26 protein-coding genes and 1 tRNA gene are annotated in these 24,267 nt (G+C 66.8%); 11 read left to right on the top strand and 16 right to left on the bottom strand.

Translation table 11 applies throughout. The features are described from left to right. Positions 1 to 13: 13 nt before the first annotated feature. Positions 14 to 1,582: a carotenoid oxygenase family protein gene (locus H8F26_RS05130; RefSeq protein ID WP_197157968.1), complete on the top strand. Its 1,569-nt coding sequence runs from the start codon at positions 14 to 16 to the stop codon at positions 1,580 to 1,582. 52 nt (positions 1,583 to 1,634) lie between these two features. On the opposite strand, the gene H8F26_RS05125 is transcribed toward H8F26_RS05130, so the two are convergent. From H8F26_RS05125 to H8F26_RS05095, 6 genes are all read right to left on the bottom strand, one after another. Next, positions 1,635 to 2,243: a hypothetical protein gene (locus H8F26_RS05125; RefSeq protein ID WP_197157966.1), complete on the bottom strand. Its 609-nt coding sequence runs from the start codon at positions 2,241 to 2,243 to the stop codon at positions 1,635 to 1,637. Between the two features lie 58 nt (positions 2,244 to 2,301). Continuing rightward, on the bottom strand, positions 2,302 to 2,682 hold the full coding sequence (locus H8F26_RS05120) for a hypothetical protein (protein ID WP_197157964.1): 381 nt from the start codon (positions 2,680 to 2,682) through the stop codon (positions 2,302 to 2,304). A gap of 106 nt (positions 2,683 to 2,788) precedes the next feature. Beyond that, positions 2,789 to 3,742: an IS1595 family transposase gene (locus H8F26_RS05115; protein ID WP_197157962.1), complete on the bottom strand. Its 954-nt coding sequence runs from the start codon at positions 3,740 to 3,742 to the stop codon at positions 2,789 to 2,791. A gap of 26 nt (positions 3,743 to 3,768) precedes the next feature. Beyond that, a complete protein-coding gene (locus tag H8F26_RS05110; protein ID WP_197157960.1) occupies positions 3,769 to 4,458 on the bottom strand; it encodes a hypothetical protein in 690 nt (229 codons plus the stop codon). Positions 4,459 to 4,761: 303 nt separating this feature from the next. Continuing rightward, positions 4,762 to 5,493, bottom strand: a complete 732-nt coding sequence (locus H8F26_RS05100) for an anti-sigma factor (RefSeq protein ID WP_197157956.1) — start codon at positions 5,491 to 5,493, stop codon at positions 4,762 to 4,764. Next, a complete protein-coding gene (locus tag H8F26_RS05095; protein WP_231598106.1) occupies positions 5,490 to 6,074 on the bottom strand; it encodes a sigma-70 family RNA polymerase sigma factor in 585 nt (194 codons plus the stop codon). Before H8F26_RS05095 ends, H8F26_RS05100 begins: the two co-directional genes overlap by 4 nt. Positions 6,075 to 6,278: 204 nt before the next feature. On the opposite strand from H8F26_RS05095, the gene H8F26_RS05090 reads away from it, so the two are divergent. Then, a complete protein-coding gene (locus H8F26_RS05090) occupies positions 6,279 to 6,782 on the top strand; it encodes a DM13 domain-containing protein (protein ID WP_231605480.1) in 504 nt (167 codons plus the stop codon). Positions 6,783 to 6,805: 23 nt separating this feature from the next. Here H8F26_RS05090 and rdgB read toward each other — a convergent pair whose 3' ends face one another. Both rdgB and H8F26_RS05080 read right to left on the bottom strand, forming a co-directional pair. Further along, complete coding sequence (gene rdgB / locus H8F26_RS05085; protein ID WP_197157954.1) at positions 6,806 to 7,420, bottom strand: RdgB/HAM1 family non-canonical purine NTP pyrophosphatase; 615 nt, start codon at positions 7,418 to 7,420, stop codon at positions 6,806 to 6,808. Positions 7,421 to 7,451: 31 nt separating this feature from the next. Further along, the gene (locus H8F26_RS05080) at positions 7,452 to 8,918 is read right to left on the bottom strand and encodes a phosphoglucomutase/phosphomannomutase family protein (protein ID WP_197157953.1); all 1,467 of its coding nucleotides are present in this window, start codon (positions 8,916 to 8,918) and stop codon (positions 7,452 to 7,454) included. A gap of 109 nt (positions 8,919 to 9,027) precedes the next feature. Between H8F26_RS05080 and H8F26_RS05075 the strand changes: the two genes are divergently transcribed. Next, positions 9,028 to 10,524, top strand: a complete 1,497-nt coding sequence (locus tag H8F26_RS05075) for a TM0106 family RecB-like putative nuclease (protein WP_197157951.1) — start codon at positions 9,028 to 9,030, stop codon at positions 10,522 to 10,524. Positions 10,525 to 10,590: 66 nt separating this feature from the next. Here the strand turns inward: H8F26_RS05075 and H8F26_RS05070 are convergent, their stop codons facing one another. After that, complete coding sequence (locus H8F26_RS05070; RefSeq protein WP_197157949.1) at positions 10,591 to 11,592, bottom strand: folate-binding protein YgfZ; 1,002 nt, start codon at positions 11,590 to 11,592, stop codon at positions 10,591 to 10,593. A gap of 86 nt (positions 11,593 to 11,678) precedes the next feature. Beyond that, positions 11,679 to 12,266, bottom strand: coding sequence for an orotate phosphoribosyltransferase (pyrE, locus tag H8F26_RS05065; RefSeq protein WP_197158996.1), 588 nt, complete (start codon positions 12,264 to 12,266; stop codon positions 11,679 to 11,681). 233 nt (positions 12,267 to 12,499) lie between these two features. On the opposite strand from pyrE, the gene H8F26_RS05060 reads away from it, so the two are divergent. Both H8F26_RS05060 and H8F26_RS05055 read left to right on the top strand, forming a co-directional pair. Then, positions 12,500 to 12,991 carry an Occludin/ELL family protein gene (locus H8F26_RS05060; protein WP_197158995.1) on the top strand — a complete coding sequence of 164 codons (492 nt, stop codon included), beginning with the start codon at positions 12,500 to 12,502 and terminating at the stop codon, positions 12,989 to 12,991. Between the two features lie 89 nt (positions 12,992 to 13,080). Next, positions 13,081 to 13,153, top strand: a tRNA-Ile gene (locus H8F26_RS05055). Here the strand turns inward: H8F26_RS05055 and H8F26_RS05050 are convergent. Together H8F26_RS05050 and H8F26_RS20085 are read right to left on the bottom strand one after the other, a co-directional pair. Beyond that, positions 13,125 to 13,400: a hypothetical protein gene (locus H8F26_RS05050; RefSeq protein ID WP_197157947.1), complete on the bottom strand. Its 276-nt coding sequence runs from the start codon at positions 13,398 to 13,400 to the stop codon at positions 13,125 to 13,127. The genes H8F26_RS05055 and H8F26_RS05050 overlap by 29 nt on opposite strands. A gap of 132 nt (positions 13,401 to 13,532) precedes the next feature. Further along, on the bottom strand, positions 13,533 to 13,670 hold the full coding sequence (locus H8F26_RS20085; protein WP_370594688.1) for an SDR family oxidoreductase: 138 nt from the start codon (positions 13,668 to 13,670) through the stop codon (positions 13,533 to 13,535). An 87-nt stretch (positions 13,671 to 13,757) separates the two neighbouring features. On the opposite strand from H8F26_RS20085, the gene H8F26_RS19245 reads away from it, so the two are divergent. The 3 genes from H8F26_RS19245 (at position 13,758) to H8F26_RS05035 (ending at position 16,000) form a co-directional block, all read left to right on the top strand. Then, entirely contained in the window at positions 13,758 to 14,045 is a 288-nt protein-coding gene (locus tag H8F26_RS19245; RefSeq protein WP_231597691.1) for a transposase, read from the top strand. 10 nt (positions 14,046 to 14,055) lie between these two features. Continuing rightward, entirely contained in the window at positions 14,056 to 14,928 is an 873-nt protein-coding gene (locus H8F26_RS05040) for an IS3 family transposase (protein WP_231598222.1), read from the top strand. A gap of 313 nt (positions 14,929 to 15,241) precedes the next feature. Then, entirely contained in the window at positions 15,242 to 16,000 is a 759-nt protein-coding gene (locus tag H8F26_RS05035; protein WP_197157944.1) for a TIGR04283 family arsenosugar biosynthesis glycosyltransferase, read from the top strand. A 34-nt stretch (positions 16,001 to 16,034) separates the two neighbouring features. Here H8F26_RS05035 and H8F26_RS05030 read toward each other — a convergent pair whose 3' ends face one another. Beyond that, positions 16,035 to 17,108: a methyltransferase domain-containing protein gene (locus H8F26_RS05030; RefSeq protein ID WP_197157942.1), complete on the bottom strand. Its 1,074-nt coding sequence runs from the start codon at positions 17,106 to 17,108 to the stop codon at positions 16,035 to 16,037. A gap of 151 nt (positions 17,109 to 17,259) precedes the next feature. Between H8F26_RS05030 and H8F26_RS05025 the strand changes: the two genes are divergently transcribed. Continuing rightward, on the top strand, positions 17,260 to 17,967 hold the full coding sequence (locus H8F26_RS05025; protein WP_197157941.1) for a TIGR04282 family arsenosugar biosynthesis glycosyltransferase: 708 nt from the start codon (positions 17,260 to 17,262) through the stop codon (positions 17,965 to 17,967). 6 nt (positions 17,968 to 17,973) lie between these two features. On the opposite strand, the gene arsS is transcribed toward H8F26_RS05025, so the two are convergent. Beyond that, positions 17,974 to 18,942, bottom strand: coding sequence for an arsenosugar biosynthesis radical SAM (seleno)protein ArsS (gene arsS, locus H8F26_RS05020; RefSeq protein WP_231598228.1), 969 nt, complete (start codon positions 18,940 to 18,942; stop codon positions 17,974 to 17,976). 295 nt (positions 18,943 to 19,237) lie between these two features. On the opposite strand from arsS, the gene H8F26_RS05015 reads away from it, so the two are divergent. Together H8F26_RS05015 and H8F26_RS05010 are read left to right on the top strand one after the other, a co-directional pair. After that, positions 19,238 to 19,903 (top strand): DUF305 domain-containing protein, encoded by a 666-nt coding sequence (locus H8F26_RS05015; RefSeq protein ID WP_231605478.1) that lies wholly within the window; start codon positions 19,238 to 19,240, stop codon positions 19,901 to 19,903. Positions 19,904 to 19,924: 21 nt separating this feature from the next. Then, positions 19,925 to 21,448, top strand: coding sequence for a multicopper oxidase family protein (locus H8F26_RS05010; RefSeq protein WP_197157936.1), 1,524 nt, complete (start codon positions 19,925 to 19,927; stop codon positions 21,446 to 21,448). Positions 21,449 to 21,481: 33 nt separating this feature from the next. On the opposite strand, the gene H8F26_RS05005 is transcribed toward H8F26_RS05010, so the two are convergent. Continuing rightward, positions 21,482 to 21,940, bottom strand: a complete 459-nt coding sequence (locus H8F26_RS05005) for a cupredoxin domain-containing protein (protein WP_197157934.1) — start codon at positions 21,938 to 21,940, stop codon at positions 21,482 to 21,484. Positions 21,941 to 21,957: 17 nt separating this feature from the next. Next, the gene (locus H8F26_RS05000) at positions 21,958 to 23,991 is read right to left on the bottom strand and encodes a copper-translocating P-type ATPase (protein WP_231605585.1); all 2,034 of its coding nucleotides are present in this window, start codon (positions 23,989 to 23,991) and stop codon (positions 21,958 to 21,960) included. Positions 23,992 to 24,267: the final 276 nt, after the last annotated feature.

Here is a 24,267-nt window from a genome sequence, read left to right as displayed (position 1 = left end):
TCCCCGCCTCCCCATGACCCTCGCCCCCAGTCGTGATTCCGGATCCCCCACAGGATCGGCAGCAGCCGGATCCGCCTCCGGCCGATCGGGAGCTGCCTACGACCGAGCCGACTGGGCCAGTGCATTCCGCAATGTGCTCGGCGAACTGGATCGGGTGCCGCTGAACGCCGTGCGCGGCACGATTCCGCCGGACCTGGCCGGCACCCTCTACCGCAACGGGCCGGGCCGGCTGGAGCGGGGCGGCCACTGGCTGCACCATCCCTTCGATGGCGACGGCATGATCACCGCCCTGCGCTTCGAGGCGGGCCAGGCCGTGCTCACCAACCGCTTTGTGCGCACCGAGGGCTGGCTGGAGGAGGAGGCCGCGGGCCGCTTTCTCTATCGCGGCGTCTTCGGCAGCCAGAAGCCCGGTGGCCTGCTGGCCAATGCCTTCGATCTGCGCATGAAGAACATCGCCAACACCCATGTGGTGCGGCTCGGCGATCAGCTGCTGGCCCTGTGGGAGGCCAGCTCCCCCCACGCCCTCGATCCGGACACACTCGAGACCCGAGGCCTCACGCTGCTGGATGGGGTGCTGGGCAAGGGTGAGGCCTTCAGTGCCCATCCCCGCTTCGATCCCGGGCACCACGGGGAGCCCCGCATGGTCACCTTCGGGGTCAAGGCCGGCCCGCGCAGCACGATCCGCTTGATGGAGTTCGCCGCCAGCGGCCCGCGCGCCGGCCAGCTGCTGGCTGACCGTCACGACAGCGTGGCCGGCTTCGCTTTCCTGCACGACTTCGCGATCACGCCGCGCTACGCCGTGTTCCTCCAGAACGCCGTGGCCTTCAACCCCCTCCCCTTCGTGGCGGGTCTCAAGGGGGCGGCCCAGTGCCTGGCCTCCAAGCCCGGCGAGCAGGGCCACTTCCTGATCGTGCCGCGCCCTGGCGCCACGGCCGCTGGCGACTCCGCCGCCGAACCCACGGCGCCGATCGTGGTGCCAGCGCCAGAGGGCTTCGTGTTCCACCACCTCAACGCCTTCGAGGATGCCGCCACAGGCGAGCTGGTGGTGGATTCGATCTTCTACGACGACTTCCCGTCGATTGATCCGGGCGTGGATTTCCGCGCCGTGGACTTCGACACCCTCCCCGCTGGCCGCCTGGTGCGCACCCGCATCGATCTGGAGCACCGCACCGCCGCCAGCACCGTGCTGGAGGAGCGCTGCTGCGAGTTCGCCATGGTGAACCCCGAGCGCCAGGGCCTCGATGCCCGCTACGGCTGGACGGCGGTGGCCGAATGTGAGCGGGGCAACGCTCCGCTGCAGGCGATCGAGAAGCTTGATCTGCACACCGGCGAGCGCCGGGTCTGGAGTGCGGCGCCGCGGGGCTTCGTCAGTGAGCCGGTGATGGTGCCGCGGCCTGCGACCGCGACCAGCGCCCCCCGCGCAGAAGACGACGGCTGGGTACTGAACCTGGTCTGGAACGGGGCCCGCTGTGCCAGCGATCTGGTGATCCTCCATGCCGCCGACCTGAGCGAGCAGGCCGTGCTGGAACTGCCGCTGGCGATTCCCTACGGATTGCACGGCAGCTGGGCACCCCTGGGTTAGGTCCAGGCCCCGAGGCTCAAACCATGTGGCTCAACGAATTCCGTGATCCCATTCAGGTGTCTTCGTGCAGTGGGGGGCGTTGGAAGGCATCGACCAGCTCCCGGGTCAATCGGGTGCGGTGGTACCGCATGTGACAGAGCTGTTCCTTGTAGATGCCGCCGTAGAACAGCAAGAGCCCGGCCGCGAACCCCATCAGCCCCACCTGCACCAAAGCCAGGTTGGGTTCTGGTCCAAAGGCGTAGACGATCACGAGCAGGAAGAGCAGCGCCAGCACGACGCCGCCCACGTACACCAGCACACTCGACCAGGTCTCGGCTAAACGGATGCGATCCATCACCGTTTTGTCGCACCAGCGGGTCAGGGCGGGATCGGGGGTGGCCTCCGGTTGCAGCAAGGGCTCGTCACTCCTGTTCCAGCTGCGGAAGTCGCTACCCCCAAGCACCACGATCCGCTTCAGCCAGGCAGGGAGCCGCCCAGCTGTCTGCCGCCCTGGCAGGAGCACATCACGCCGCCAGCGGCCAGGATCCACCGGCTGGCAGGAGGCGTCACAGTCGACCAGATAGGCATGCCAACGCTCCAGGTGATTCCGGCAGAGCGGCACTCCCGGCGTTGCCTCCGGCTCACCACAGACCACACAGCCAGGGGATCGGTCCGCAGTCATCAGGGTGTAGCCGCAGTGTGCTCATACTGCTCCGCCATGGCGGAATCAAACCGAGCCTTCAGGGTTTGGGACAGGGGGCGGGAAAGAGATCGGACTCGCAGGGAGCTGCGGTGACCAGGGCAGCGACGCCAGGATCAAGCGACGCTGGCTTCGGACATTTCACGAAAATGCCACTCGCCCCCTTGCTTTCGTCGCTGAAATTGCAGCCCTCGGGTGCGGTGATCTCATTGCCATCAAGCGATAGAACTCCTTTGTCATCCAATGTGAGATTGCCGTCAGAGCGGCGCAGCTGAATCTGCAGCCGTTCGGCGAAAGCATCGGCGGCGGTCTGACCGGTGAGATCGGTATTGCTGCGCAGTGGCGTCGAGAGCAGCTGCACCATGAAGGGAGCTCCGATACCGAGCAGGGTGGCGGCGATCAGAAGGGCGACAATATTCATGTCCAGGCCTCAATCATCGAACTCCAGCTCAAGGTCTTCATCGCAGTCAATCTTCTTGCCCGGGCTTGGATCCTGATCGACGACTTTGTTCCTTTTTGTTTCTTGATTACCCATAAGCCTCCGCAAGCCTGAGATCCCGCTCCGTGCAAGGCATGCAGCAGCAGACTGCATTGGCGATGCGCTCGGTCATCTCAGCCATGGCAAAGCGCCGATTGAAGCGGAAGCAGAAGCCGCCCAGGTAGCGCTTGGCGTACTTGTCAAAGTTGAAGGCATGGAAGGTGCCGTTGAAGCTGGTCTTTAGGTTGCCCAGCAGGGTGTTGATCCAGCGGAACTGCGGCAGGTCGCTGGGGTGCTTGCCGGTGGTGACATTCGCCTTGTGGTGGCAGTTGGCCGTTGTCACGGCGCGGAAGCAGGCCAGGCCATCGGAGAGTACATCGCTACCGGGAGTCAGATTATTCAAGGACCAGTTAGCGATCGCCTCTGAACTGAAGCTATTCACCGGCGCGATCTTTGCGTGGATCGGATGGCCGGACTCGTTCAACGAGACGGCTGCCACGATCGGAATCTTGTTTTCTGATCCGCGACCCACCTTGCCGCCAGTGCGTTCTCCGCCGAGGTAGGCATCATCTATCTGAATCTTTCCCCGCAGCAGATACTCCTCCTCCCGTTCGCTCATCGCCCGCAGGATCTTGTTGTGAAGCAGCCAGGCGGTGTCGTAGTTGACGCCCAGGTGACGACTCAATTCCAGCGAGGAGATCCCGTTCTTGGCCTGGCCGATCAGATAAAAGGCCAGGAACCAGTTTGTCAGAGGGAGCTTGGTGGCCTGCAGGATCGTGCCGGCCGTGAGTGTTGTCTGATGGCTGCAGTTGCGGCATTGGTAGCGCTTGAGTCGTCGGCCGTAAACCAGGCCATGCTCATGCCCATTGCAGCGAGGGCACCGGAACCCATCCGGCCAGCGAGCCTTCTCCAGAGCAGCCTCACATTGCTCCTCTGTGCCGTAGAGCCGCTGGAACTCAGGCAGAGACAGGCCCTTCTGGAACTGGATGCCGTTGCGCGCCATGGCCAGAACAGTATCTGTGTACCACTCTAGTCGGGACAAATGGCCTGCACGGAGCGAGCTGGGTAATCAAGTTTTGTTTTGTGGTAGCCATCAGTATCAAATTTGCCTTTGCCGGTTTCGTTCCATTTAGATTTATCGGGACTTCTTTCACTGAATGTCTTACCCACATAATTTGGCACCGTACATTCCTTGGAATCGGATTCGCCGTCCTCACCTCCGGAGCTGATCTGGGGCGGCTTGACCGAGGCATCTACTTTGGAGCAATCTTCATCGCTGATGTCGTGAACCCGCACATAAAGCTCGGCACTGCTAGAAAACGATTTCCCCGGGGGAGACTTGGTCGCCAATGCAATTTGTCCGACCTCTGAGGCTGAGCCTCGGAATACGTTCTGGCCGTCGTATTCAAGTCGCTTTTTTTCATTATCACTTTGCCAATCACCATTTTTATCGTAAAGGCTATAGCAGATATCAGCTTCTCCCTCGGTTTCGTCCTCGGTTTCGTCCTCGGTTCCGTCGTCGCCACCAGCGCCAAGTTCGCTACTCAGATACAAGGGCTGCCAGGCCACTGCAAAGAATTTGTCCCCCTCCTCACCTATCTTACATTCCACGAAGTTATCCACGACGGTGTTATGGCCGGTGGGAATAGCATTGTCGTCCGGCCAGAACTGTTCGCAGATCTCAGGAATGGTCAGACCTTTTAAGTCGACCCGGCCCACCTCTGCAGCCTGCTTTCAAACGGCAATCGCGTTGGATTCAGCCAGGGAGAAATTGCTCTTCTGTCGAGACGTCTCGACAGGCAACAGGGCCAGCCGCATCATGGGCGGCGCCACTAGACCCATGATCGCGGTCGCGACTAAAATTGCTGCCAGCTGGCCCAAGGGCTTCCCCTTTGCGCTCTGCCTGATCTTTTACAGTAACCAGCCTATCGGCCTTCCTCTCCAATGAGAGATGAAAACGCGATGAATAGGGGATGAGGAGTTTCAGGAAGGCGCCGCAAGGCTGATTGCCGCGATGGCGGCTCAGATCGTGCTGGTCAGCACCCGCGGGCCGGTGGGTGCCGCGCCGAGGGGGTCGGCTTCCACGCTGACGCTGAGGCTGCTGGCCTGGCTGGTGGGAAAGGGCGGGATCAGCATGGCCACATGGCCCTGGGCGGTGGGTTTGAAGGCGACGCAGCCCACCTGCCGGCCGTTCACGTTGGCCCAGAGCCGATAGACATGGTGGGGCGGCGGCGGCGGCAGATCATTGAGCATCAGGATGTTGTTGGTGGGGCTGCCGGTCACGAGCACCTCGCCGAACGCCTGGTCGCGGCCCTCCATCGCCCGCAGAGGCAGGCGCCGGCTGGCCGGCATGAGGGTGGCCGAAGGCGGCACCGTCAGCTGGAGCTGCGCCAGCTGCTGACGGGTCTGGTGCAGCTCCATGCCGAGGAACAGCAGCCCCAGGGAGAGCAGGCCAGGCACCAGCCACGACGGAGCGGCCACACGGCGGCTGACCTGGGGTTGCGGCGCCGGGCTCAGCAAGCGGCGACGCACGCCCTCTGGTGCCGGCTGCGTCGCCGGCAGAGCCAGGGGCAGCAGCTCGAGGGTGGTGCGGAAGTCCTCCAGCCGCTGGTGCAGCTCCGGTCGTTGCAGCAGCAACAGCGTCAGCTGCTCCCGTTCCTCTTCGTCCAGATCCCCCAGGGCATGGCCGGCCAGCAGGGCATCGACGGCGGCGTCCGGGTTGGTGGCCTCTGGGTTGGCGTCGTGCGGTGTCATGGTGTGCTCCGGAAATCAATCAGCAACTCCCGCAGGCGGATCAGGCCCTGGCGGGAACGGGTCTTGACGGTGCCCAGGGGCAGGTTCAGCCGCTGCCCGATCGCCGACTGGCTCAGGCCTTCGTAATACGCCAGCTCCAGCACCTGCCGTTGATTGGCGGGGATCGTCGCGAGGGCACGGCGCACCCGCTGGCTGAGGTCATCCGCCTCGGCGGACTCCTGGGGGCTGCGCACGGCCTGCGGGAACAGCTGCTCCGACCAGCGTTGCACCAGCTGCCAGCGATTGCTCCGCTGATTGAGGCGGTTGATCGCCATCGAGCGGGTGAGCAGCAGCAGGTAGGCCAGCACCGGCCCGCGGGAGGGCTCGTAGCGGTCCTGCCTCCAGTAACGCAGGAAGACATCGTGGCAGAGGTCTTCCGCCTCCTGGTTCGAGCGGCACAACCGCAGCGCCAGGCGGAAGACGGGCCCGCCGTAGGCGTCGTAGAGCGCGCCGAGATCGGTGGGGCTCGGCGGATCGGACGCGAGCCCCTGCACCAGGGGCCTGGCGGCAGCGACATTCGGTTGTTGAGGAGGGAATTCCACTGGGAAGTGGCCGATCAGGCTCTGTCAGCAGGCGCCATCAACAGGCACCGTCTGATGGGGATACCGCTGAGCAGCCTGATCGGTTTGGCGGAACGGGCAGCGGCTGCAGCACTGCCGTGGGAGGGAATGGTGGCGTCCCAATCAGAAACCTCATCCCACCGGTACCTCCTCTGCCCACCCTCACACCCCCAGTCCTCGTTCGTCATGACCTTGTTCTCTTCACCCGTGGCCCGCTCCTCTGCCCTGGCCCTGGTCGGCGCCACCCTGCTCTGGGGTGCGGCGCTCCATGCCGAATCCATGTCCAAACCGATGACCAAACCCATGCAGAAAGAGGCCGCCGGGATGACGGCCTCTGCCATGGCCAAGGGGAATTTCCGGATGGGGGAGAAACCTGTGAGCGGTGGTTTCTCGATCCACAGCGAAGGCGGCAAGCAGGTGCTCAAGCTCAGCAAGGACTTCAAGACCAGCGACACGGCCCCCGATCTGAAGATCGTCTTCAGCCCGTCCCCCACCCCCCTGGCCAGCAGCAAGGCCCCCACTTACCCGCTCAAGCCCGGCAGCTACACGATCCTGGCGCCCCTGAAAACGAGCCAAGGGGGGCAGAGCTACACCATCCCCGCCTCGATCGATCTCAGCAAGCAGGGCTCGGTGCTGATCTGGTGCCAGAAGTTCAACGCCACCATGGCCTGGGCACCGCTGAAGTCCTGACGCACCGAACCTCGCCAGATGGATCAGCCCAGCAGAGCGCGCAGCTGGGGTTCCAGCAGGGTGAAGGCTCTTCCGCGGTGGCCGAGGCGGGCTTTCTCCGTCTTGGCCATCTCCGCGAAGGTCAGCCCGGCTTCCTCCACGAAAAAGACCGGGTCGTAACCGAAGCCACCGGATCCGCGCGGCGTCGCGAGGATCGTGCCCGGACAGATCCCCTCCACCTCCAGACGGATGGTGCCGCCGGGATCCGCCACCGCCAGGGCAGCGATGAACTCGGCCGCACGGCTGGCGACCGGGTCAGCCTTCTGGGCGGTGGCCAGCTCCTTCAGCAGGCGGTCGATCCGGGCGGAGTCTGTGGCGGCGTAGCGGGCCGAGTGCACGCCCGGAGCTCCGCCGAGGGCCTCCACGGCCAGGCCCGAATCGTCGGCGAGGGCCCAGGCGCCTGTGGCGCGGGCCACGGCGGTGGCTTTGAGGCGGGCGTTCTCAGCGAAGCTGCTGCCAGTTTCCTCCACCTCCAGGCCCTGCGGCTGGGGCCGGATCTCCAGGCCCAGCCCGGCGAGCAGATGGCTGAACTCACGGACCTTGCCGGCATTGCCGCTGGCGATCACCAGCACGGATGTTGGGGAGGAAGAGGCGGCCATCGGTGGTGCAGCGGTTGGAGAGCGACCCGGCTTAGATCCCCTCGGCGAGCTGCCGCGCCCAGTGCAGCACGGCGTCTACCCGGTCCTGGCTCGGGGCTTCGCAGTAGAGGCGCAGCAGCGGTTCGGTGCCCGAAAACCGCAGCATCAGCCAGTGGCTGGGGCCGAGGCGCAGCTTGACGCCATCGGTGGTGATCACCTCCTGCACCGCGGCGCCGGCCACCTCCGCCGGCGGGGTGTCCGCCAGGAAGGCCTCCAGACGGCTGCGAGTCGCCATGTCCGGCAGGCGCAGATCAAGGCGGTCGTAGGCCGCGGCGCCGCCGCAGCGCTGCTGCAGGGCGTCGATGCGGGCCCCCAGAGGAAGGCCGCCCTCCACCAGGGCCTCGATCAGCAACAGGGCCGCGAACAGGGCATCCCGCTCCGGCAGGTGCATGCCAAATCCCACTCCACCCGATTCCTCACCGCCCACAAGCACCCTGCCGCTGAGCATCTCGGCGGCGATGTACTTGAAGCCCACGGCCTTCTCCATCACGGGGCGGCCCAGGTCTTCGGCCACCTGCTGCATCAGGTCCGAGCCGCTCACGGTCTTGATCACCGTGCCCGGCAACTGGCGGGCACGGGCCAGGTGGTCGATGAACAGGGGCATCAGCAGCTGGGTGCTGCAGAAGCGGCCGTGTTCATCGACTGCGGCGATGCGGTCGCCGTCACCGTCGAAGACGATGCCCACCGCCGGCCGGCCCGCCAGGGTGGAGGCGCGCACCTCGGCGACCAGCTCGCCCAGATAGGGGGCCAACGGCTCGGGTGGGTTGCCGCCGAACAGGGGATCCCGATGCGAGCGGATCTCGCGGAGGTGGTCTGCAGCGGCAGCTTCCGGCAGCAGGCGGGGCAGGCCTCCGGCCGCTGAGCCGTGCATCGGGTCGACGATCACCTGCAGCCCCAGCCGCTCCAGGCCGGCGCTCAGCTCAGCCGTGTCCACCTTCGCCCGCAGGCCCGCCAGGTAGCTCCCCATGGCATCGAAGCGCAGGGTGGCCCCGGGGATCGGCACGGTGATGCCGCCCGCCGCCAGCCGCTGCTCCACCCGCTTGGTGAAGCTGCCTTCCACTGATCCGCCGAAGGGGCCCTTGATCTTCAGACCCAGCCATTCGGGCGGATTGTGGCTGGCGGTGATCACCAGGGCCCCGAGGGCGCCGCGCTCCACCACGGCCCAGCTGGCGGCGGGGGTGGGGATGGCGCTGTCCGCCAGCACCGGCACCAGGTCGGCGCCGCGCACCGCCGCTGCGATCGCCTCGGCCAGTTCGGGGGCCAGGAAACGGCGGTCGTAGCCGATCACCACCTCGCGGCTGCTGAGGCCTTCGGGCGCGGCATGCTCCAGTTCGCGCGCCGCGGCGGCCGCCACCGGCAGCAGGCGCTCCACGGTGATGTCCACCCCGAGGATGCCGCGCCAGCCATCGGTGCCGAAGACGATCGGGCTGGCCTCCAGGGGCAGGGGGGCAGAGGCCATGGGGGCGAAATCAAGGCGGCGCTGCCCTGGTCGTAGCAGCCCACCCGCCCGCCGGTGCCTTTCCGGGTGCCGGCCGGTGGGCAGGCCACCGCCTCCCTAGCCTGCGGCGATGGCCCAGCCGACTGGATCCGCTCCGATCACTGACGCTCCCCTCACTGACCGATTGCTGCGGGGCTGGCTGCGCTGCCGGCGGCGGGCCTGGCTCGATCGCCATGGCCCGCCGCAAGAGCGCCTCTGGAGCGCCCATCGGGCCCTGGCCCTGCAGGACCAGCTGCGCAGTTTCCAGAGCCTGCTGCCCAGCCGGCCCGGCCACGGTGAGGCGGCCTGTGCCCGAGGGGAGGCCGGCGTTGTGGGCGTGCGCCTGCGGGGACGGACCCGCGGCGGCCAGGCCGTTGAAGCCCACCCCAGCCTGCTGCAGCGGCTGGAGGGCGACAGCCGCTGGGGCGCCTTCCGCTACCGGCCGGTGCTGGCCCGACAGGGGCGCCGGGTGACGCGTGAGCACCGGCTGCTGCTCGCCCTCTGGGGCCGGCTGCTGGCCGAGCACCAGCAGGCTCCGGTGCCCGAGGGGCTGGTGGTGGCGGGCGAGGGGCGGCGTCTGGAGAGGGAGCGGCTGGCCCTCAGCAGTGGTTTGATGCGCCAACTGGACGACAGCCTCGAGCGCCTCGGCCAGGAGCTGAACCACGACCAGCCGCCGCCGCTGGTGAACGACCGCAAGAAATGCACCCTCTGCTGCTGGCGGGGGCACTGCGACCGGGAAGCTGCCCGGGAGGGCCATCTCAGTGAGGTGAGCGGCATCGGCGGCAAACGCCGCGAGCTGCTGCTGGGACTCGGCATCGCCCGCCTCACCGACCTGGCGGCCGCCGACCCTGAGCAGCTGGCCGATCAGCTCGAGGCCCATGGCGAGCAGCACCGCGAGATCGCGGCCACCCTGGTGGCTCAGGCGCAGGTGCAGGCCAGCGGCATCCCCGAGCGGCTCGATCCCGCACCCGCCCTACCGGAGCTGGCCCGGGCCCCGGGGGTGCTGCTCTACGACATCGAATCCGATCCCGACGCCCGCGACGATTTCCTGCACGGCTTCCTGGTGCTGCCCCGTGGCGCTGATGGGTGCTGGCCGGTGGGAACCGGCGCAGACCGTACAGGCCGCTATCTGGCGGTGCTGGCCCTGCAGGAACACGGTGAGCCCCGGCTCTGGGCCCGACTGCGGCGCCTGCTGGCGCGCTACCCCGACTGGCCCCTGCTCCACTACGGCGAAACCGAGTCGCTGGCCCTCCTGCGCCTGGCCCAGCGCCAGGGCGCCAGCGAAGCGGAGGTGCTGCGTCTGCGCAGCCGCCTGGTGGACGTGCATGCGCGGCTGCGGCGCCACTGGCGCCTGCCGGTGAACGGCTATGGCCTCAAGCCGGTGGCGGGCTGGCTCGGGTTCCACTGGAGCCAGCCCGGCGTCGATGGAGCCCGCTGCCTGCTGTGGTGGCGGCAGTGGCGCCACTGGCATCAGGATCGGGTCCGTGGCCGCCACAGCCCCGGGCGGCTGCAGCGGATCTTCCAATACAATCGCGACGACAGCCTCGCCACCTGGGCGGTGGCCCGCTGGCTCCTGGATCGGGACTGACGCCCGCCCGCCACTGGCCTGAACGCCACTGGATCGCCCGTCTCGGCCCCTCCCGCTGCGTTCCGCTCAGAGCCTGGCGGCAGAGCCGGCTCCCACCGGCGGTGGCGCGAAGGCCTCAGGGCAGGACAGCGTCACCATCACTCCAGACTCAGGCTCCCCCTGGCCGAGGGCCCGCAGTTCCACCGCATCCAGGTGGCGGCGGCGGACCAGGGCCAGGCCGATCCGCCCCTGGCCATCGGGAAGCTCCAGGGCGGAGGTGATCAGCCCGGCGCGGCTGCCGTCGGCGCTCTGCAATTCGCTGCCGGGTTCGGTGCAGGCCGCCGCCGCCGTGGCATCCGCCAGGTGCCAGCGCCGCAGCTGCTGCTTGACGCCGTCGTAGGTGGCCAGCTTGGCCAGGGTCTCCTGGCCCACGTAGCAGCCCTTGCTGAGGCTGACCCGCTCGGCCAGGCCCAGCTCAAAGGGGTTGGTGTCGTCGTTCAGTTCGTTGGGAGCGGCCGGCAGGCCCCGCTGGATCCTCCAGTGCTCGCTGGCGCTGAGCGGGGCGCCGCTGGAGAAGGCTGCGGGCAGATCCGCCACCAGGCCGGCCGGCAGAGGGTCGTCGCCTTGCACCAGCAGCCGCTCCTCTCCGAGCAGCCAGGCCTGCGGTTCAGCCTGCGGCTCGCCAACGGCCCTCCAGGTTCCCCCCGCCGGCTCCGGCCGTTCCGCCGGGGTGCCGGGGCTGAGCGGCGTGATCAACCAGCCCGTCTGCAGCGTGCCCAGCTGGACCTGATCCGCCGGGAAGAGCACCCGATCGAAGGCGGTCCGCACCGCGCCACCATCGCCGGCGGTGATCGCCAGCCAGGCGCCGGACGCGTCCACCAGCACCTCCGCCAGGGCCCGCATCCGGCCGGTGGGGCTGATGCAGCAGGTGCGCAGCCACTGGCCAGGAGCGGCCTGGGCCACCGCCTGGCTGGTCTGGCCATGCAGGAAGGAACGCGTGTCGGGACCGTCCAGCCGCAGCAGGCTCACGGGCTGGACGAGGCAGCCGCTGTGGCGGGGCTGGTCCCAGGGGCTGATGGCGTTGCTCATGGGAGGGGATGGCAGGCCGGCGTCGCAGCCATGGTGGATGAACGGGTCACCAGGTGTTGAACCTGCGATAGGCCCAGAGCTGCAACTCAGCCGCCTGTGGCGCTTGCAGCGGCGGCGGCCACCTCTTCCAGCAGGAACAGGCTGCGGAGATCCAGGCCGGCGGCGGTCATCGCTTCGAGGCCCCCCTCCTGCCGGTCCACGATTGTCACCACCCGTTCCACCACGTAGCCGGCTTCGCGCAGCTGGGTCACGGCCTTGCGTGACGAGCCGCCGGTGGTGACCACGTCTTCCAGCACCGTGATGCGGCTGCCCGCGGCCGGCAGCGGGCCCTCCAGCCAGGCGCCGGTGCCGTGGCCCTTGGCTTCCTTGCGCACGATCAGGGCATCGAGCTCGCGGCCATCCAGGGCCGCGCGCATCGCCACCGCACTCACGAGCGGATCGGCCCCCAGGGTGAGGCCCGCCACCGCCACCGCTTCCGGTTCCACCTGGTCGAGCAGCAGGGCACCGAGCAGGGCCAGCCCCGGGCCGGCCAGGCTCACCGGTTTGCAGTTCACGTAGTGGTCGCTGCTGCGGCCGGAGGCCAGGGTGAACGTGCCGTGCCGGTAGGCCCTGGAGGCCAACAGGGGCAGCAGGGCGGCCCGCTGCTCCGCCAGGGTTCCGGCGATCGCGCCCATGGCGGTGGCGGCGGCGGGATGGGACGGAAGGGGCATCGGTCGCGCAGGTGGCTGACGGGGGCTGGTGGAGGAGCCCGGGCCTGCCTAGTTTGAGGGCGAAACGGGTATCCCCGGTACAGGCCGGTAGAGCGATGCAACGCAGGCGAGCCCCCCGTCCGGGAGCCATCGGAACCTCAGGTTGGTCAGGGCGCTTCGGGCGGCGAGCGGTTGGCTTGAGTGCCGCCGCAACGCTGATGCTGCCGCTCATGCCGGCGCAGGCCCAGACCGGTCCGGTGGTGTGCACCACCACTCTGGAAGCACCGCTGGCGGGCAGTGGCCCTGCCGGAATGAACGCCGCCGGGCCAGTGGAAGTGACTCGGTGCGCTGTGGTGCAGACCACCGCCGAGTTGGTGGAGAACCGCTTCTTCACCTACACACCCACCTTTGCCCGCAGCATTGACATCACCCACCAGATCACCGATCTGTTCGGCATTGCCATGGGTGGCAACGGCGGCACCAAGGTGATGGGTCTGGGCTTCCCGGATCAGAGGATCGTCTGGGATGCCTCGGCCTTGCACAACACCGCCACCGAACTCCTGGGCCAGCAGAGCAGCCCGCTCTACTGGCGGACCGAAGACGTGCCCAACGGCTTTTCCTCCAGCATCGGCAGCGGCGGTGCGGCGGTGGTTCCGGTGGACAGGCCGCAGCGTCAGTGGTCCCCGCCTCCGATTCGGGGTCTCTGGTAAACGTGCGTCTGTCCACCTCGACTGGGGGAGGACAGGTGCTGGCCCTGGGCCGCGTCAGGCCCAAGCCAGCTAGCTGTGGCCAGATCCCTGGGGGTCTAGCAATCTGGTGAATGCAGCGGACTCATAATCCGCCTTAGGCGAGTTCGATCCTCGCGACCCCCATGCAGTCCAAGCTGAGCCTCAACTCAAGCCCAGGTCTCTCCTGTGACTTGGTCATGTTCACAGCTTTCAGCTCCGATAAAGCGATCGCGCTGTGTCGATGAGACATCATCAGAAAAGCACTCTGCAACATGATTTCTGGCCGCTGGCTTGGCAATGAAAAAAATGAAAGGCCACCGCTCGGCACGCCGGTCAGCAGAATCTGCGCTCCTGGCAGATTGAAGGCATTATCCATATCTCCCTGAAGCATATCGAAACCTCAGCACATCGAACAGGAATGCATAGTCCTGTCGACAGAGGTGAGGAGCGCGTTCAGCTCGGACCCATTCACCTGATCCCGCCAGATTTGTCGTTGCATCTCCACAAATCAAGCCTGCCACGATCAACCGAGAACGAATCCACCATCCACCACCAGAGTCGCACCCGTGATGTGTGCAGCCTTCTGGGAGCAAAGAAACAGGACACTGTCGGCAATGTCCTGGGGCGAGAGAATCCCACCGAGCGGCAAACCGGATGCCAGGTTCTCTTGAGGTGGTCTGGCTTTTCTGGACAGGCCCCATCGTTAACCTCTGAGGCGGGGTACCGCCCCTGAAAGGGGCTCCCACCGATGAGCAAGCGCCGCACCCACAGCCCCGAGTTCAAGGCCAGGGTCGCCATGGAGGCGATCAGTGGCCGCAAGACGATCCAGGAGATCGCCGCCGACCACGCCATCCACCCGATCCAGGTGAGCCAGTGGAAGCGGCAGCTCCTGGACGGTGCCAGCGAGCTCTTCACCCGAGGCAAGAAGACCAAGGACAAGGAGGAGGGGCAGGCCAAGGAGGCGGAGCTGTTCCAGCAGATCGGACGGCTGCAGATGGAGCTGGAGTGGCTCAAAAAAAAGTCTCAACTGCTCTGATGCCTGTGAACTGCGCAAGCTGGTCGATCACGACCACCCCGAGCTCAGCATCAGCAGGCAGTGTGCGCTGCTGGGGCTGCCTCGATCCACGCTGTACTACCGGCCGACACCGGTCCGTGTATCGACGCTGCGGATCATGGCCAGGATCGATGCTCTCTACCTGGAGGATCCCTGCAGCGGCAGCCGCCGGATGGTGGACTATCTGGCCCAAGATGGTATCCCGATCAGCCGAGATCGAGTGCGAAACCTCATGCGGCGCATGGGATTACGGGCGATCTACCAGAAGCCCCGGACGACGGTTCCAGGTGATCCGTCCGTGCGGTTCCCCTGCCTGGTGGACCTCACGCAGGTCACGTCGGTGGATCAGGTCTGGGCGACCGACATCACCTACATCCCTCTGCAGAAAGGGTTCCTCTATCTGGTGGCGATCATGGATCTCCATTCCAGGCATGTGCTCAGCTGGAGGCTCTCCAACAGCCTTGACACGAAGTTCTGTCTGGAGGCCCTGGAGATGGCCTTGGGAGGCGGCCGTAGGCCAGAGATCTTCCACTCCGATCAAGGCTGTCAGTTCACGTCCGCTGACTTTGTGGCCAGACTCAAAGGGGAGCGGATCCAGATCAGCTGGTCCGGCAGAAAGCGGTGCTACGACAACATCCTTGTTGAACGGCTGTGGAGGACTGTCAAGTACGAGGAGGTCTACCTACGGGCATACAGCGATGGCTGGGACGCTGAAATCAGCCTGGCCCGCTTCCTGTGGCGGTATTGCCATGTAAGACCTCACAGTTCCCTTGGAGGCAAAACTCCCCACGCGGTCTACACTGAGGCCGAACCATGTTCCACCCGTCCTGGGTTAACGATGTCAGGGGCCGGAACTGTCCAATAAAAGGCACCCACCTCACTTCCCTGACCTTATGAATCGTGCAGGGATAGGCCGGCAGCCGATTGTCGAGTTCACCCCAACCATCGATCACCGCACGCCCGTAAAAAAAGCACGGTCTGTTTGCTGTTGTCGGCATGCAACGCATCCATGGTGCCCACAACTCCGCTGAACATATCCCTATCGTCGTTGTTGACATCTCCACCACCTTGTCGCCGGCGGCAAAGCGCCAGCAGCAGGTCGAACTCCAGCAGCCGCTTCGGTGCCCGCTCGCCATGGTGGGTTCGATGCTCGTCGATCCCCCCGGCGCCGAATCAAAGTGCCCGGACTTGAAGCCGTCCCCCTCGGCAGCGTGACGATCAGCAGCCGCCTCGACAACGGTCCGGTCCAGGATCCGCGGCTCAAGCCGAGCCTCAGTGTGATCATCCCACTGCTGAATGAGGCCCGTGCTGCCCGGCAGTTCGGCGCGGCGTGGCAAGCGATGGCAGCCAGCGGCGCTGAGGTGCTGCTGGTCGATGGCGGCAGCGAAGACGGCACACTCGTGCTGATTCAGCAGCTCGGCCTCCAGGTCGTTGCGGCAGAGCGGGGCCGGGGCCGGCAGCTGCAGGCGGGAGCCGAGCGCTCCAGCGGCGAGATCCTGCTCTTCCTGCACGCCGATACGCAGCTGCCCGCCGATGGCCTGGAGCTGGTGCGCCGCAGCCTGCAAGGCCCCCGCTGCTGGGGCCGGTTCGATGTGCGCATCGACGGGCAGCAACGGATGCTGGCGGTGGTGGCCTGGGCCATGAACCTGCGCTCCCGCCTCAGTGGCATCGCCACCGGCGATCAGGCCATGTTCATGACCCGCGAGGCTTACCGGCAGAGCGGCGGGTTCAGGCCGCAGCCGCTGATGGAAGACGTGGATCTCTCAGCCCGGCTGAAGGTCCTCGCCCCACCCGTCTGCCTCAAAGCCCGGGTGACGACCTCAGGCCGGCGCTGGGAGCGGAACGGCGTCGTTCGCACGATCCTGCTGATGTGGAGCCTGCGGCTGGCCTATCGGGTTGGGGTGCCGGCCTCGACCCTGGCCCGGCTGTATCGCTGAGGATTGATCTCAGGCCCGGGCTCGACGCCTCGGTTCAGCAACAGGCGCTGCCCGTTGAGGCAGAGGTGAAGGGCAGGGCTCCGCCGCAGCCGGGAAACAGGCCGTAATGGTGGCTGAAGTCGCCGATGAAGCTGAAATGGGGCGCCAGGCGACTCTCGGCAAGCATGCGGTAAGTGTTGCCACACACCGGAAACACCCGGCCCGTCTCGATGGCGTGGTGCTGATCGAAGCGCAGCAGATGGGGGTAGGCCGGAATCGTGCCGCGATAGATCACCGCCTGGCCGTGATCTTCACAGGCATCCTCCAAGCCATCGATCCGGAACAGGCGATAGGTAGCGGAGAAAAAGCGGATCTCTCCGGTCTTGGCGGCCAGGTCAGGGTCGGTGATCGCCAGGGGACGATCCGCCACCAGCCGTGGATCCAGGAAGCCGGCCTGTTGAGCCAGCCGCCGGAAATCGTTCCAGTAGAGGGCGCCGCTGAGGCACTCGCCGTAGAGCACCGGATCCTGGCGCAGGGCCTCAGGGATGCGCCGGTCTGCATACACATCGGCGAAGTAGAACTCCCCGCCAGGCTTGAGCAGCTGCCGCACCCCCTGCAACACCGCCAGCTTGTCGGTGGAGAGATTCACCACACAGTTGGAGATGACCAGATCGAAACTGGCGGGCTCCAGATGGAGCTGATCCAGCTGCTCGATGATGCCGGCGACAAAGCGCACATTCGCGTAGCCGAACTGCTCGGCGTGGTACTCGCGGTGCCGGTTGGCGACGGCCAGCTGCTCGGGCGTCATGTCGACGCCCACCACCTCACCGCTGGGGCCCACCAGCTGGGCGAGAAGGTAGGCATCCCGGCCGCTGCCGCAGCCCAGGTCCAGCACCCGGGCCCCCTCCAGCAGGGGTGGCGCCACCAGGCCGCAGCCGTAGTAGCGCGACAGCACCTCGGGGTGGAGGCGCGCCAGCAGGGGCCTGAGCTCCGGCGGCACGGCGGTGGCATCACAGCAGGCCGTGGTGCGCAGGTCGTCGCTGCTGGTGAGGGTGGAGCCGTAGTACTGCCGCACCACGCTGGTGAGTTCAGCGGCGCCACTGGAGCAGGTGGAGGGATCGGCGGTCATGGGGTCTCAGGGGAGCGGCGCAGGGCGCACAGGGGTCAGGCCTGTTGCAGGCGCTGACCACCGGCGGAAGGACTTCACTCTGGATCAGGGGTTCGACGACTGTGGCGCCACTCCGGAACCGCTCGCCCACTGCCATCTCCCACTGCCAGGGTTGGCGGCAGCCCGCCGGGTCCCCCCGCCGATCACCGCCGTGAGCGAAACCTGCCGCACGATCCTCTTCGCCAAGGCGCCGGTGCCCGGCCAGGTCAAGACCCGGCTGATCCCCGCCCTCGGAGCCCGGGGGGCGGCGGCCCTGGCTGCCGCGATGCTGGAGCGCACGGCGGCCAGTGCGAGCGAGGCCGCCCTCGGCCCGGTGGAGCTCTGCGTGGCGCCCTCGCGGCAGTTGCCCCTCTGGCAGGAACTGAACCTGCCGCCGGATCTGGCCTGGAGTGAGCAGGGGGAGGGGGATCTGGGGGCGCGAATGGCGCGGGCGGCGCGGCGCGCCCTGGCGATGGGTGAACCGGTGCTGCTGATCGGCATGGATTGCCCCGCTCTGGGCACCCGCCAGTTGCGCAGCGCTGCCGCCCAGCTGCGGGATCACGATGCAACGCTGCTACCCAGCCAGGATGGGGGCTACGTGCTGCTGGGCCTGCGGCGGTTTGAGATCAGCCTGTTCGAGGCCATGCCCTGGAGCACCCCAGTGGTGCTGGAGCAGACGCGGCGGCGTCTAACAGCGGCAGGCTGGTCCTGGCAGGAGCAACCGCCACTGGTCGACATCGACACCCCCGCAGACCTGGCCAGCCTGGATCCGCACCTTCTGGAGCTGGCGCGGCGCTGGGCCCCGGACCTCATTGCCTACCAGACCTCACCGCCGGAATGAGGAGGCTCACTCCAGCGCGCCGCCGCAGCTGGAGCCGCTGCCGGCCGTGCAGCCGAAGCAGTGGTTTGCCACCGCGATCGGCTCAGAGGCTGGATCCCAGTGCAGCAGATCCTGCAGGTGAGCGCGGCGACCCTCGGCCCCCGAGGTGGCACCGAGGGGAAGCCGCAGCTGCTGGTTGAAATCACAGTCGTAGAGGGTTCCCTGCCAATCGACACTGATCAGCGAGCGACACATCACCTGGGCCAGATTCGTCTCACGGTGGCTGCTGCGAAGCCGCTGCTGATAAGCCTCCAGCTCACCACTGGACTGCAGCACGGCCGCATAGCGCTCGATCGGCATGTTGGCCAGGGCAAACAGCTGGTTGAACACGATGCCGAAGTCGGCCGCGAGCACCCGTTTGTAGTCGGCCTCGAGGCTGGCCTGGGGCGGCGGCAGCACTGGGCCCTGGGGGTTGTAAACGAGGTGAAGCTCAAGGCCGGACCCGGGCCGGCCGTAGCCGAGGGCGTTGAGCTGGCGCAGACCGGCGATGCTGCGCACGAACACACCATCGCCACGCTGCCGGTCGACATTGCTGGCCGAATAGCAGGGCAGCGACGCCACCACGGTGACGCCCTGCTCGGCAAGAAAGACCGCCAGATCCTCCTGGCCCGGTTCACTCAGGATCGTGAGATTGCAGCGGTCGATCACCGTCACCCCCAGCTGCCTGGCGGCCACCACCAGCTCGCGGAAGCGGGGGTGAAGCTCCGGCGCGCCGCCCGTGAGGTCGAGGGTGTGGATCCGGCGGGCCAGCAGCACCTGGGGGATCAACGCCAGGGAGGCGTCGTCCATCATCTCGGTGCGGCTGGGACCGGCATTCACATGGCAGTGGCTGCAGGCCTGATTGCAGCGGTAGCCGAGGTTGACCTGCAGGGTGGTGAGGGCACCGCGGCGGATGGCCGGGAAGGTGATGGTGGGTGTGAGTGCTGCGTCCTCCAGCGGCACGGCTGATCTCTGTTGGCCAGCCGTTCTCTGGTGCACGGCCGTTCTCTGGTGCTCTGACAAGGCCATCTCAGATGCTGGGGAGGATGCGGAGACCCTTGGGTTGTGCGTCTGATCTTGGCCAACCCTGCTGCTCGCTGTGCCAGCAAGGCGAGAGACCACCGACGCCAACCTTGACTCTCCAGTGAAGAGGAGCCCATACGGTGGCCTCATTCGCCTTGTTGTGATGCCAGCAGGCACGCTTCGGATCAGCTTCATGGCCCTGGCTGCAGCTGCGCTGTTGTCGTCCACGATGTCTTCCACGGCCTTCGCCCAGGTGGATCCCCACGAGGGTCATCGCGGCATGGACGGCATGCCAGGCATGGCGACCCCAACCAGAGAGGACCATGCCCATGCCGGTCATGCCCATGACGTGGGCCCGGCAGGCGCCACCTACGACCTGCGCTTCATCGACGGCATGGTGCAGCACCACACCGGTGCCCTGCGCATGAGCGAATTCGTCTTCGACATCGGCCAACCCGGTGTCGGGGCCCTGGGCAAGACGATCTGGCGGGATCAGGCCAATGAGATCCGCGCCATGGGCCTCTGGCGCAAGGCCTGGTACCCGCAGGCGCCCGTCTATCCGGTGGCGCTGGCAGCCGGCGGCGATCCCAACAGCCTGTCTGGTCTGACTCGCATGAGCCAGGCCCAGATCGACGGCATGCGGATGATGGGCGACGGACCCACCAGGGAGAACCGGGTGGTGTGGTTCCTCGAGGGAATGCTCGACCACCACGGCGGCGCGCTGATCATGGCCCACGACGCCCTGGCCAAGAGCACCAACCCCACGATCCGGCGCTTTGCCCGGGCCGTGATCGTGGCCCAGCGGGCCGAGATTCGGGAGCTGCGCAGGATGCTGGCGGTGGAGGGATTGCGCAAGCCCGGTTACCACAAATACGACGCCCTCTTCGCTCTCTGAGCTCCCCTCTGGTCGTGAACCATGGCCCGGCACATTTCCCGTAGATCCTTTCTCGCTCTGGCGGCCGCCGGAGCCGGTGGCCTGGTACTGGGGCGCGGCGCCCTGTGCCGAGCCCAACCATCCGCCGTGATGGCTGGCCCTGCCGTGATCCGCTCCAGCGGGGGCCTGCTGGATCTCGATCTGGTGGCTGGCGCCACGCCGGGCTGGCTGCCGCAAGGCCCGTCATGGATCCTCACCTACAACGGCCGCTCGCCGGGACCCCGTCTGGAGGTGAGGCCTGGGGACGCGGTGCGACTGCGGTTTCGCAACACCCTGGAGCAGCCCAGCAATCTCCACTACCACGGCCTGCACGTCTCCCCCGGCGGATCGGCCGACAACGTGTTCCTCTCGATTCCCGGCGGCGAATCCTTCGCCTATGCGTTCGAGATTCCTGCAGATCACCCAGCCGGGTTGTTCTATTACCACCCCCATCGCCACGGCACCGTCTCCGATCAGGTATTCGGCGGGCTGGGGGGAATGCTGGTGGTGCGAGGGGAATTGGATGAGCTTCCCGAGGTGCGGGCCGCCCGGGAGGAGTTCCTGTTTCTGAAGGATTTCCCCGCCGCCACGGAGGGCAGTACCCGGGGCTACGGCTTTTCGCCGATGCAGCGGATCTGGGGCCGCCAGGGGGAGCTCCTCACGGTGAATGGACAGATCCAGCCCAATCTGCAGGTGAGCTCCGGTGGTCTGCTGCGGCTGCGGCTGGTGAATGCGTCAAACGCCCGCTTCTACCGGCTGGCCCTCGAGGGTCATCCCTTCCACCTGATCGCCACCGATGGCGGGGCGATCCCTGCGCCGATCGAGCTCCAGGAGCTGCTGCTAGCTCCCGGTGAGCGGGCCGACGTGCTGGTCCAAGGCAACCGCAGCCCGGGGCGCTACCGCCTGCAGGCCCTTCCCTATGACCGGCTCGCCGGTGGCATGGGCATGGGCAGAGGGGGGATGGACATGGGCTGGAGAGGTGGCAGAGGCAGAGGTGGGATGGGTAGGGGAGAAATCGGAATGGGCCGCCCGCCTGGATTCCTCAGCCAGACGGCTTCGGTGACCCTCGCCACCGTCAGCTATGTGGGCGAAGGCCCACCGATGCCGCTGCCGCGGCAACTGATCGCAGTTCCAGCGTTACCTGAGCCCACCCGCACGCGCAGCTTCAGCCTCTCCCACGCCATGGGCCCCGGCATGGGCATGGCGTTTCTGATCAACAACAACGTCTACGAACACGCCCGTATGGACACCACCGTGCGGCTGAATGAAACGGAAGAATGGATTCTCCTGAATTCAGGAATGATGGATCATCCCTTTCATGTGCACGTGAATCCCTTCCAGGTGATCAGCCGTAACGGCCAACCTGAACCCATTCGCGCCTGGAAAGACACGGTGGTGGTGCGTCCGGGAGAAGAGGTGAGAATCCGCACAGTCTTCCGCAATTTTCCCGGCCGCACGGTGTACCACTGCCACATCCTCGATCATGAGGAGCTCGGAATGATGGGCACCCTCGAGATCAGCGCCTGAACGGACGCGAACAAGCTGGATCGCGCTCGTCCCTCACTCCACTTCCATCACTCCGCGCACCATGTTCATGCCGCAGTGGAAGGGATAGACGCCAGCCTCCGTGGGAGGCAATTCCAGGGTTGTGGTGGCATCAAGGGGCAGATCAAGGGTTTTGTGGAAATCGGGGAAGATCACCTGGGCCACACAGCCGCTCGGATCGATCCTGTGAAAAGCCAGCCGCAGCGGCCGGCCGGCCTTCACTCTGATTCTTGAGGGCGCATAGCCGCCATCCACGGTGATGGTGATCTCCTGCAGGCCGTGCTCCCCTTCGCGGGCCACCACCCCACCGCCATGGCGTCCCAGGAACCACCACAGTTCCCAGGCGATCAGCACCACACCAACGCCGGCGACCAGGGCCTTCAGCACCATGGGCTGATCGATGGTGCGCCAGAGGGGCTCGGCGGTGGAGGCGCTAGTGGCAGCGGTGGCGGCGAGGGCAGGCAGGAGTGACATCAAGGCTGGGAGTGTCATCAGGCAGCCTTCGGCAGGGGTGCCGGCTGGAAGCGGCGCAGCCGCAGGGCGTTGCTCACCACCGACACCGAGCTGAAGGCCATGGCGGCCCCGGCGATCACCGGACTCAGCAGCCAGCCGGTGAAGGGAAACAGCAGGCCGGCGGCGATCGGGATGCCGGCCACGTTGTAAGCGAAGGCGAAGAACAGGTTCTGGCGGATGTTGGCCATGGCGGCGCGGCTGAGCTCGATCGCCGCCGGCACGCCGGCCAGGTTGCCGGAGATCAAGGTGATGTCGCTGGCGGCGATCGCCACATCGGTGCCGGTGCCCATGGCGATACCCACGTCGGCCTGGGCCAGGGCGGGCGCGTCGTTGATGCCGTCGCCCACCATCGCCACGGGGCCCTCCCCCTGCTCCTGCAGCTTGCGAATCACCGAGGACTTGTCGGCGGGGCGCACTTCGGCGATCACCCGCTCGATCCCCACCTGGGCGGCCACCACCTCGGCGGTGCGGCGGGCATCGCCGCTGAGCATCACCACCTGCAGACCCAGGCGCCGCAGGGCGGCCACGGCGGCTTCTGAACTGGATTTGAGGGGATCGGCCACGCCGAAGCAGGCCTCGATCCTCCCGTCCACCATCACGGTCGCCACACTGCAGGCGGCGGCCTCGAGACGGTCCACCAGGGGCTTGAGGGCGGCGGTGTCGATGCCGAGCTCCTCGAACCAGCGGGGAGTGCCGACCCGCACCTGCTGGCCGGCGACCACCCCCTGCACGCCGCGGCCGGCCACGGCCTCGAAGCCCTCCACCGCAGGCATTGAGCCGTCCTTCAATTGGCTGCGGGCATAGGTGACGATCGCTTCAGCCAGGGGATGCTCCGAGCGGGATTCCAGCGCGGCGGTGAGGGCCAGCAGGGCATCGGCCGGCAATGCACCACCATTCAGCCGCTCGAAATCGGTCACTTCCGGCTGGCCGCGGGTGAGGGTGCCGGTCTTGTCGAGCACGATGGTGCGCACAGTGCCGGCGGTTTCCAGGGCCTCGGCGCTGCGGAAGATCAGTCCGTTCTCGGCCCCCTTACCCGAGGCCACCATGATCGAAGTGGGGGTAGTCAGGCCCAGGGCGCAGGGGCAGGCAATCACCAGCACGCTCACCAGGAACACCATTGCCAGCACCGGGTTGCCGCTCACCAGGAACCAGGCCACAAAAGCCGCGATGGCGATGGCGATCACCACCGGCACGAACCAGCCCACCACCTGATCGGCGAGCCTCTGCACCCTGGTGCGGGAGCTCTGGGCCTGGCGCACCAGCTCGACGATCTGAGCCAACACCGTGTCGCCCCCCACCCGGCTCGCCCGAAACGTGAAACTGCCGCTGCGGTTCATCGAGGCGCCGATCACCTCATCGCCGGGAGCCTTGGCCACGGGGGTGGGTTCACCCGTGAGCATCGATTCCTCCACCCAGGAGCTGCCCTCCTCCACCACCCCATCCACGGGCACCTTCTCGCCGGGCCGCACCTGTACGTGGTCACCCACCACCACCAGCGAAACCGGAATCTCGACGGGCACGCCGTCCCGGATCACCCGGGCGCTGGGGGGCTGGAGCTGCAGGAGGTGCCGGATCGCCTCGGAGGTCTGACCGCGGGCCCGAGCCTCCAGGAGACGGCCCAGCAGGATCAGGCTGAGGATCACCGCCGCAGTTTCGTAATACACATCGGCCGGTAATCCCTGCTTCCTCAGCAGATCGGGGGCAACGGTGGTGAGAATCGAGCTGAGGTAGGCAATGCCGGTACCGGTCGCCACCAGGGTGTTCATGTCAGCGGAGTGCTGCCGGAACGCCGACCAGGCCCCGCTGAAAAATTCCCGGCCACACCAGAACAACACCGGGGTGGTGAGCACCAGCTGGCTCCAGGGGCTGGTGAACCAGGCCGGCAGAAACGGCAAGGAATGCCGGCCCAGCATGTGGGGCAGGCTGGAAAGCATGACCAGGGCCGTGAGCAGCGCCGCCACGCTCAGCTTGCGGCGTAACGCGGTGAGCTCCTGGGCCAGCTCCCGCTCCATGTCCGTGGTCGACGGGGTTTCGGTTGCGCCGTGGCAACAGGCCTGACCCATCGTTGGGGTGGTCATCGGAACGCTCATTCAGTTGGCTGCGTGGTCATGGAGCGACCACCGAGCCGCAGCGCAGCGGCCGGAAGCAGCGCGTGATGGAGGTGTTGATGCAAGTGTCGATGCAGGTGTCGCTGACCCATGGAGTTGGTGTCCTGCGGTGTTGGCGATGTTCTGAGGCGCTCCTGGCAGCTCGAGCCCGTGCCCTTGAGCGTCAGGACGCCGGTCTCG

The organism is Synechococcus sp. CBW1006, assembly GCF_015840525.1.
Taxonomy (GTDB): domain Bacteria; phylum Cyanobacteriota; class Cyanobacteriia; order PCC-6307; family Cyanobiaceae; genus CBW1002.
This window is presented reverse-complemented; position numbering and strand designations above follow the sequence as displayed.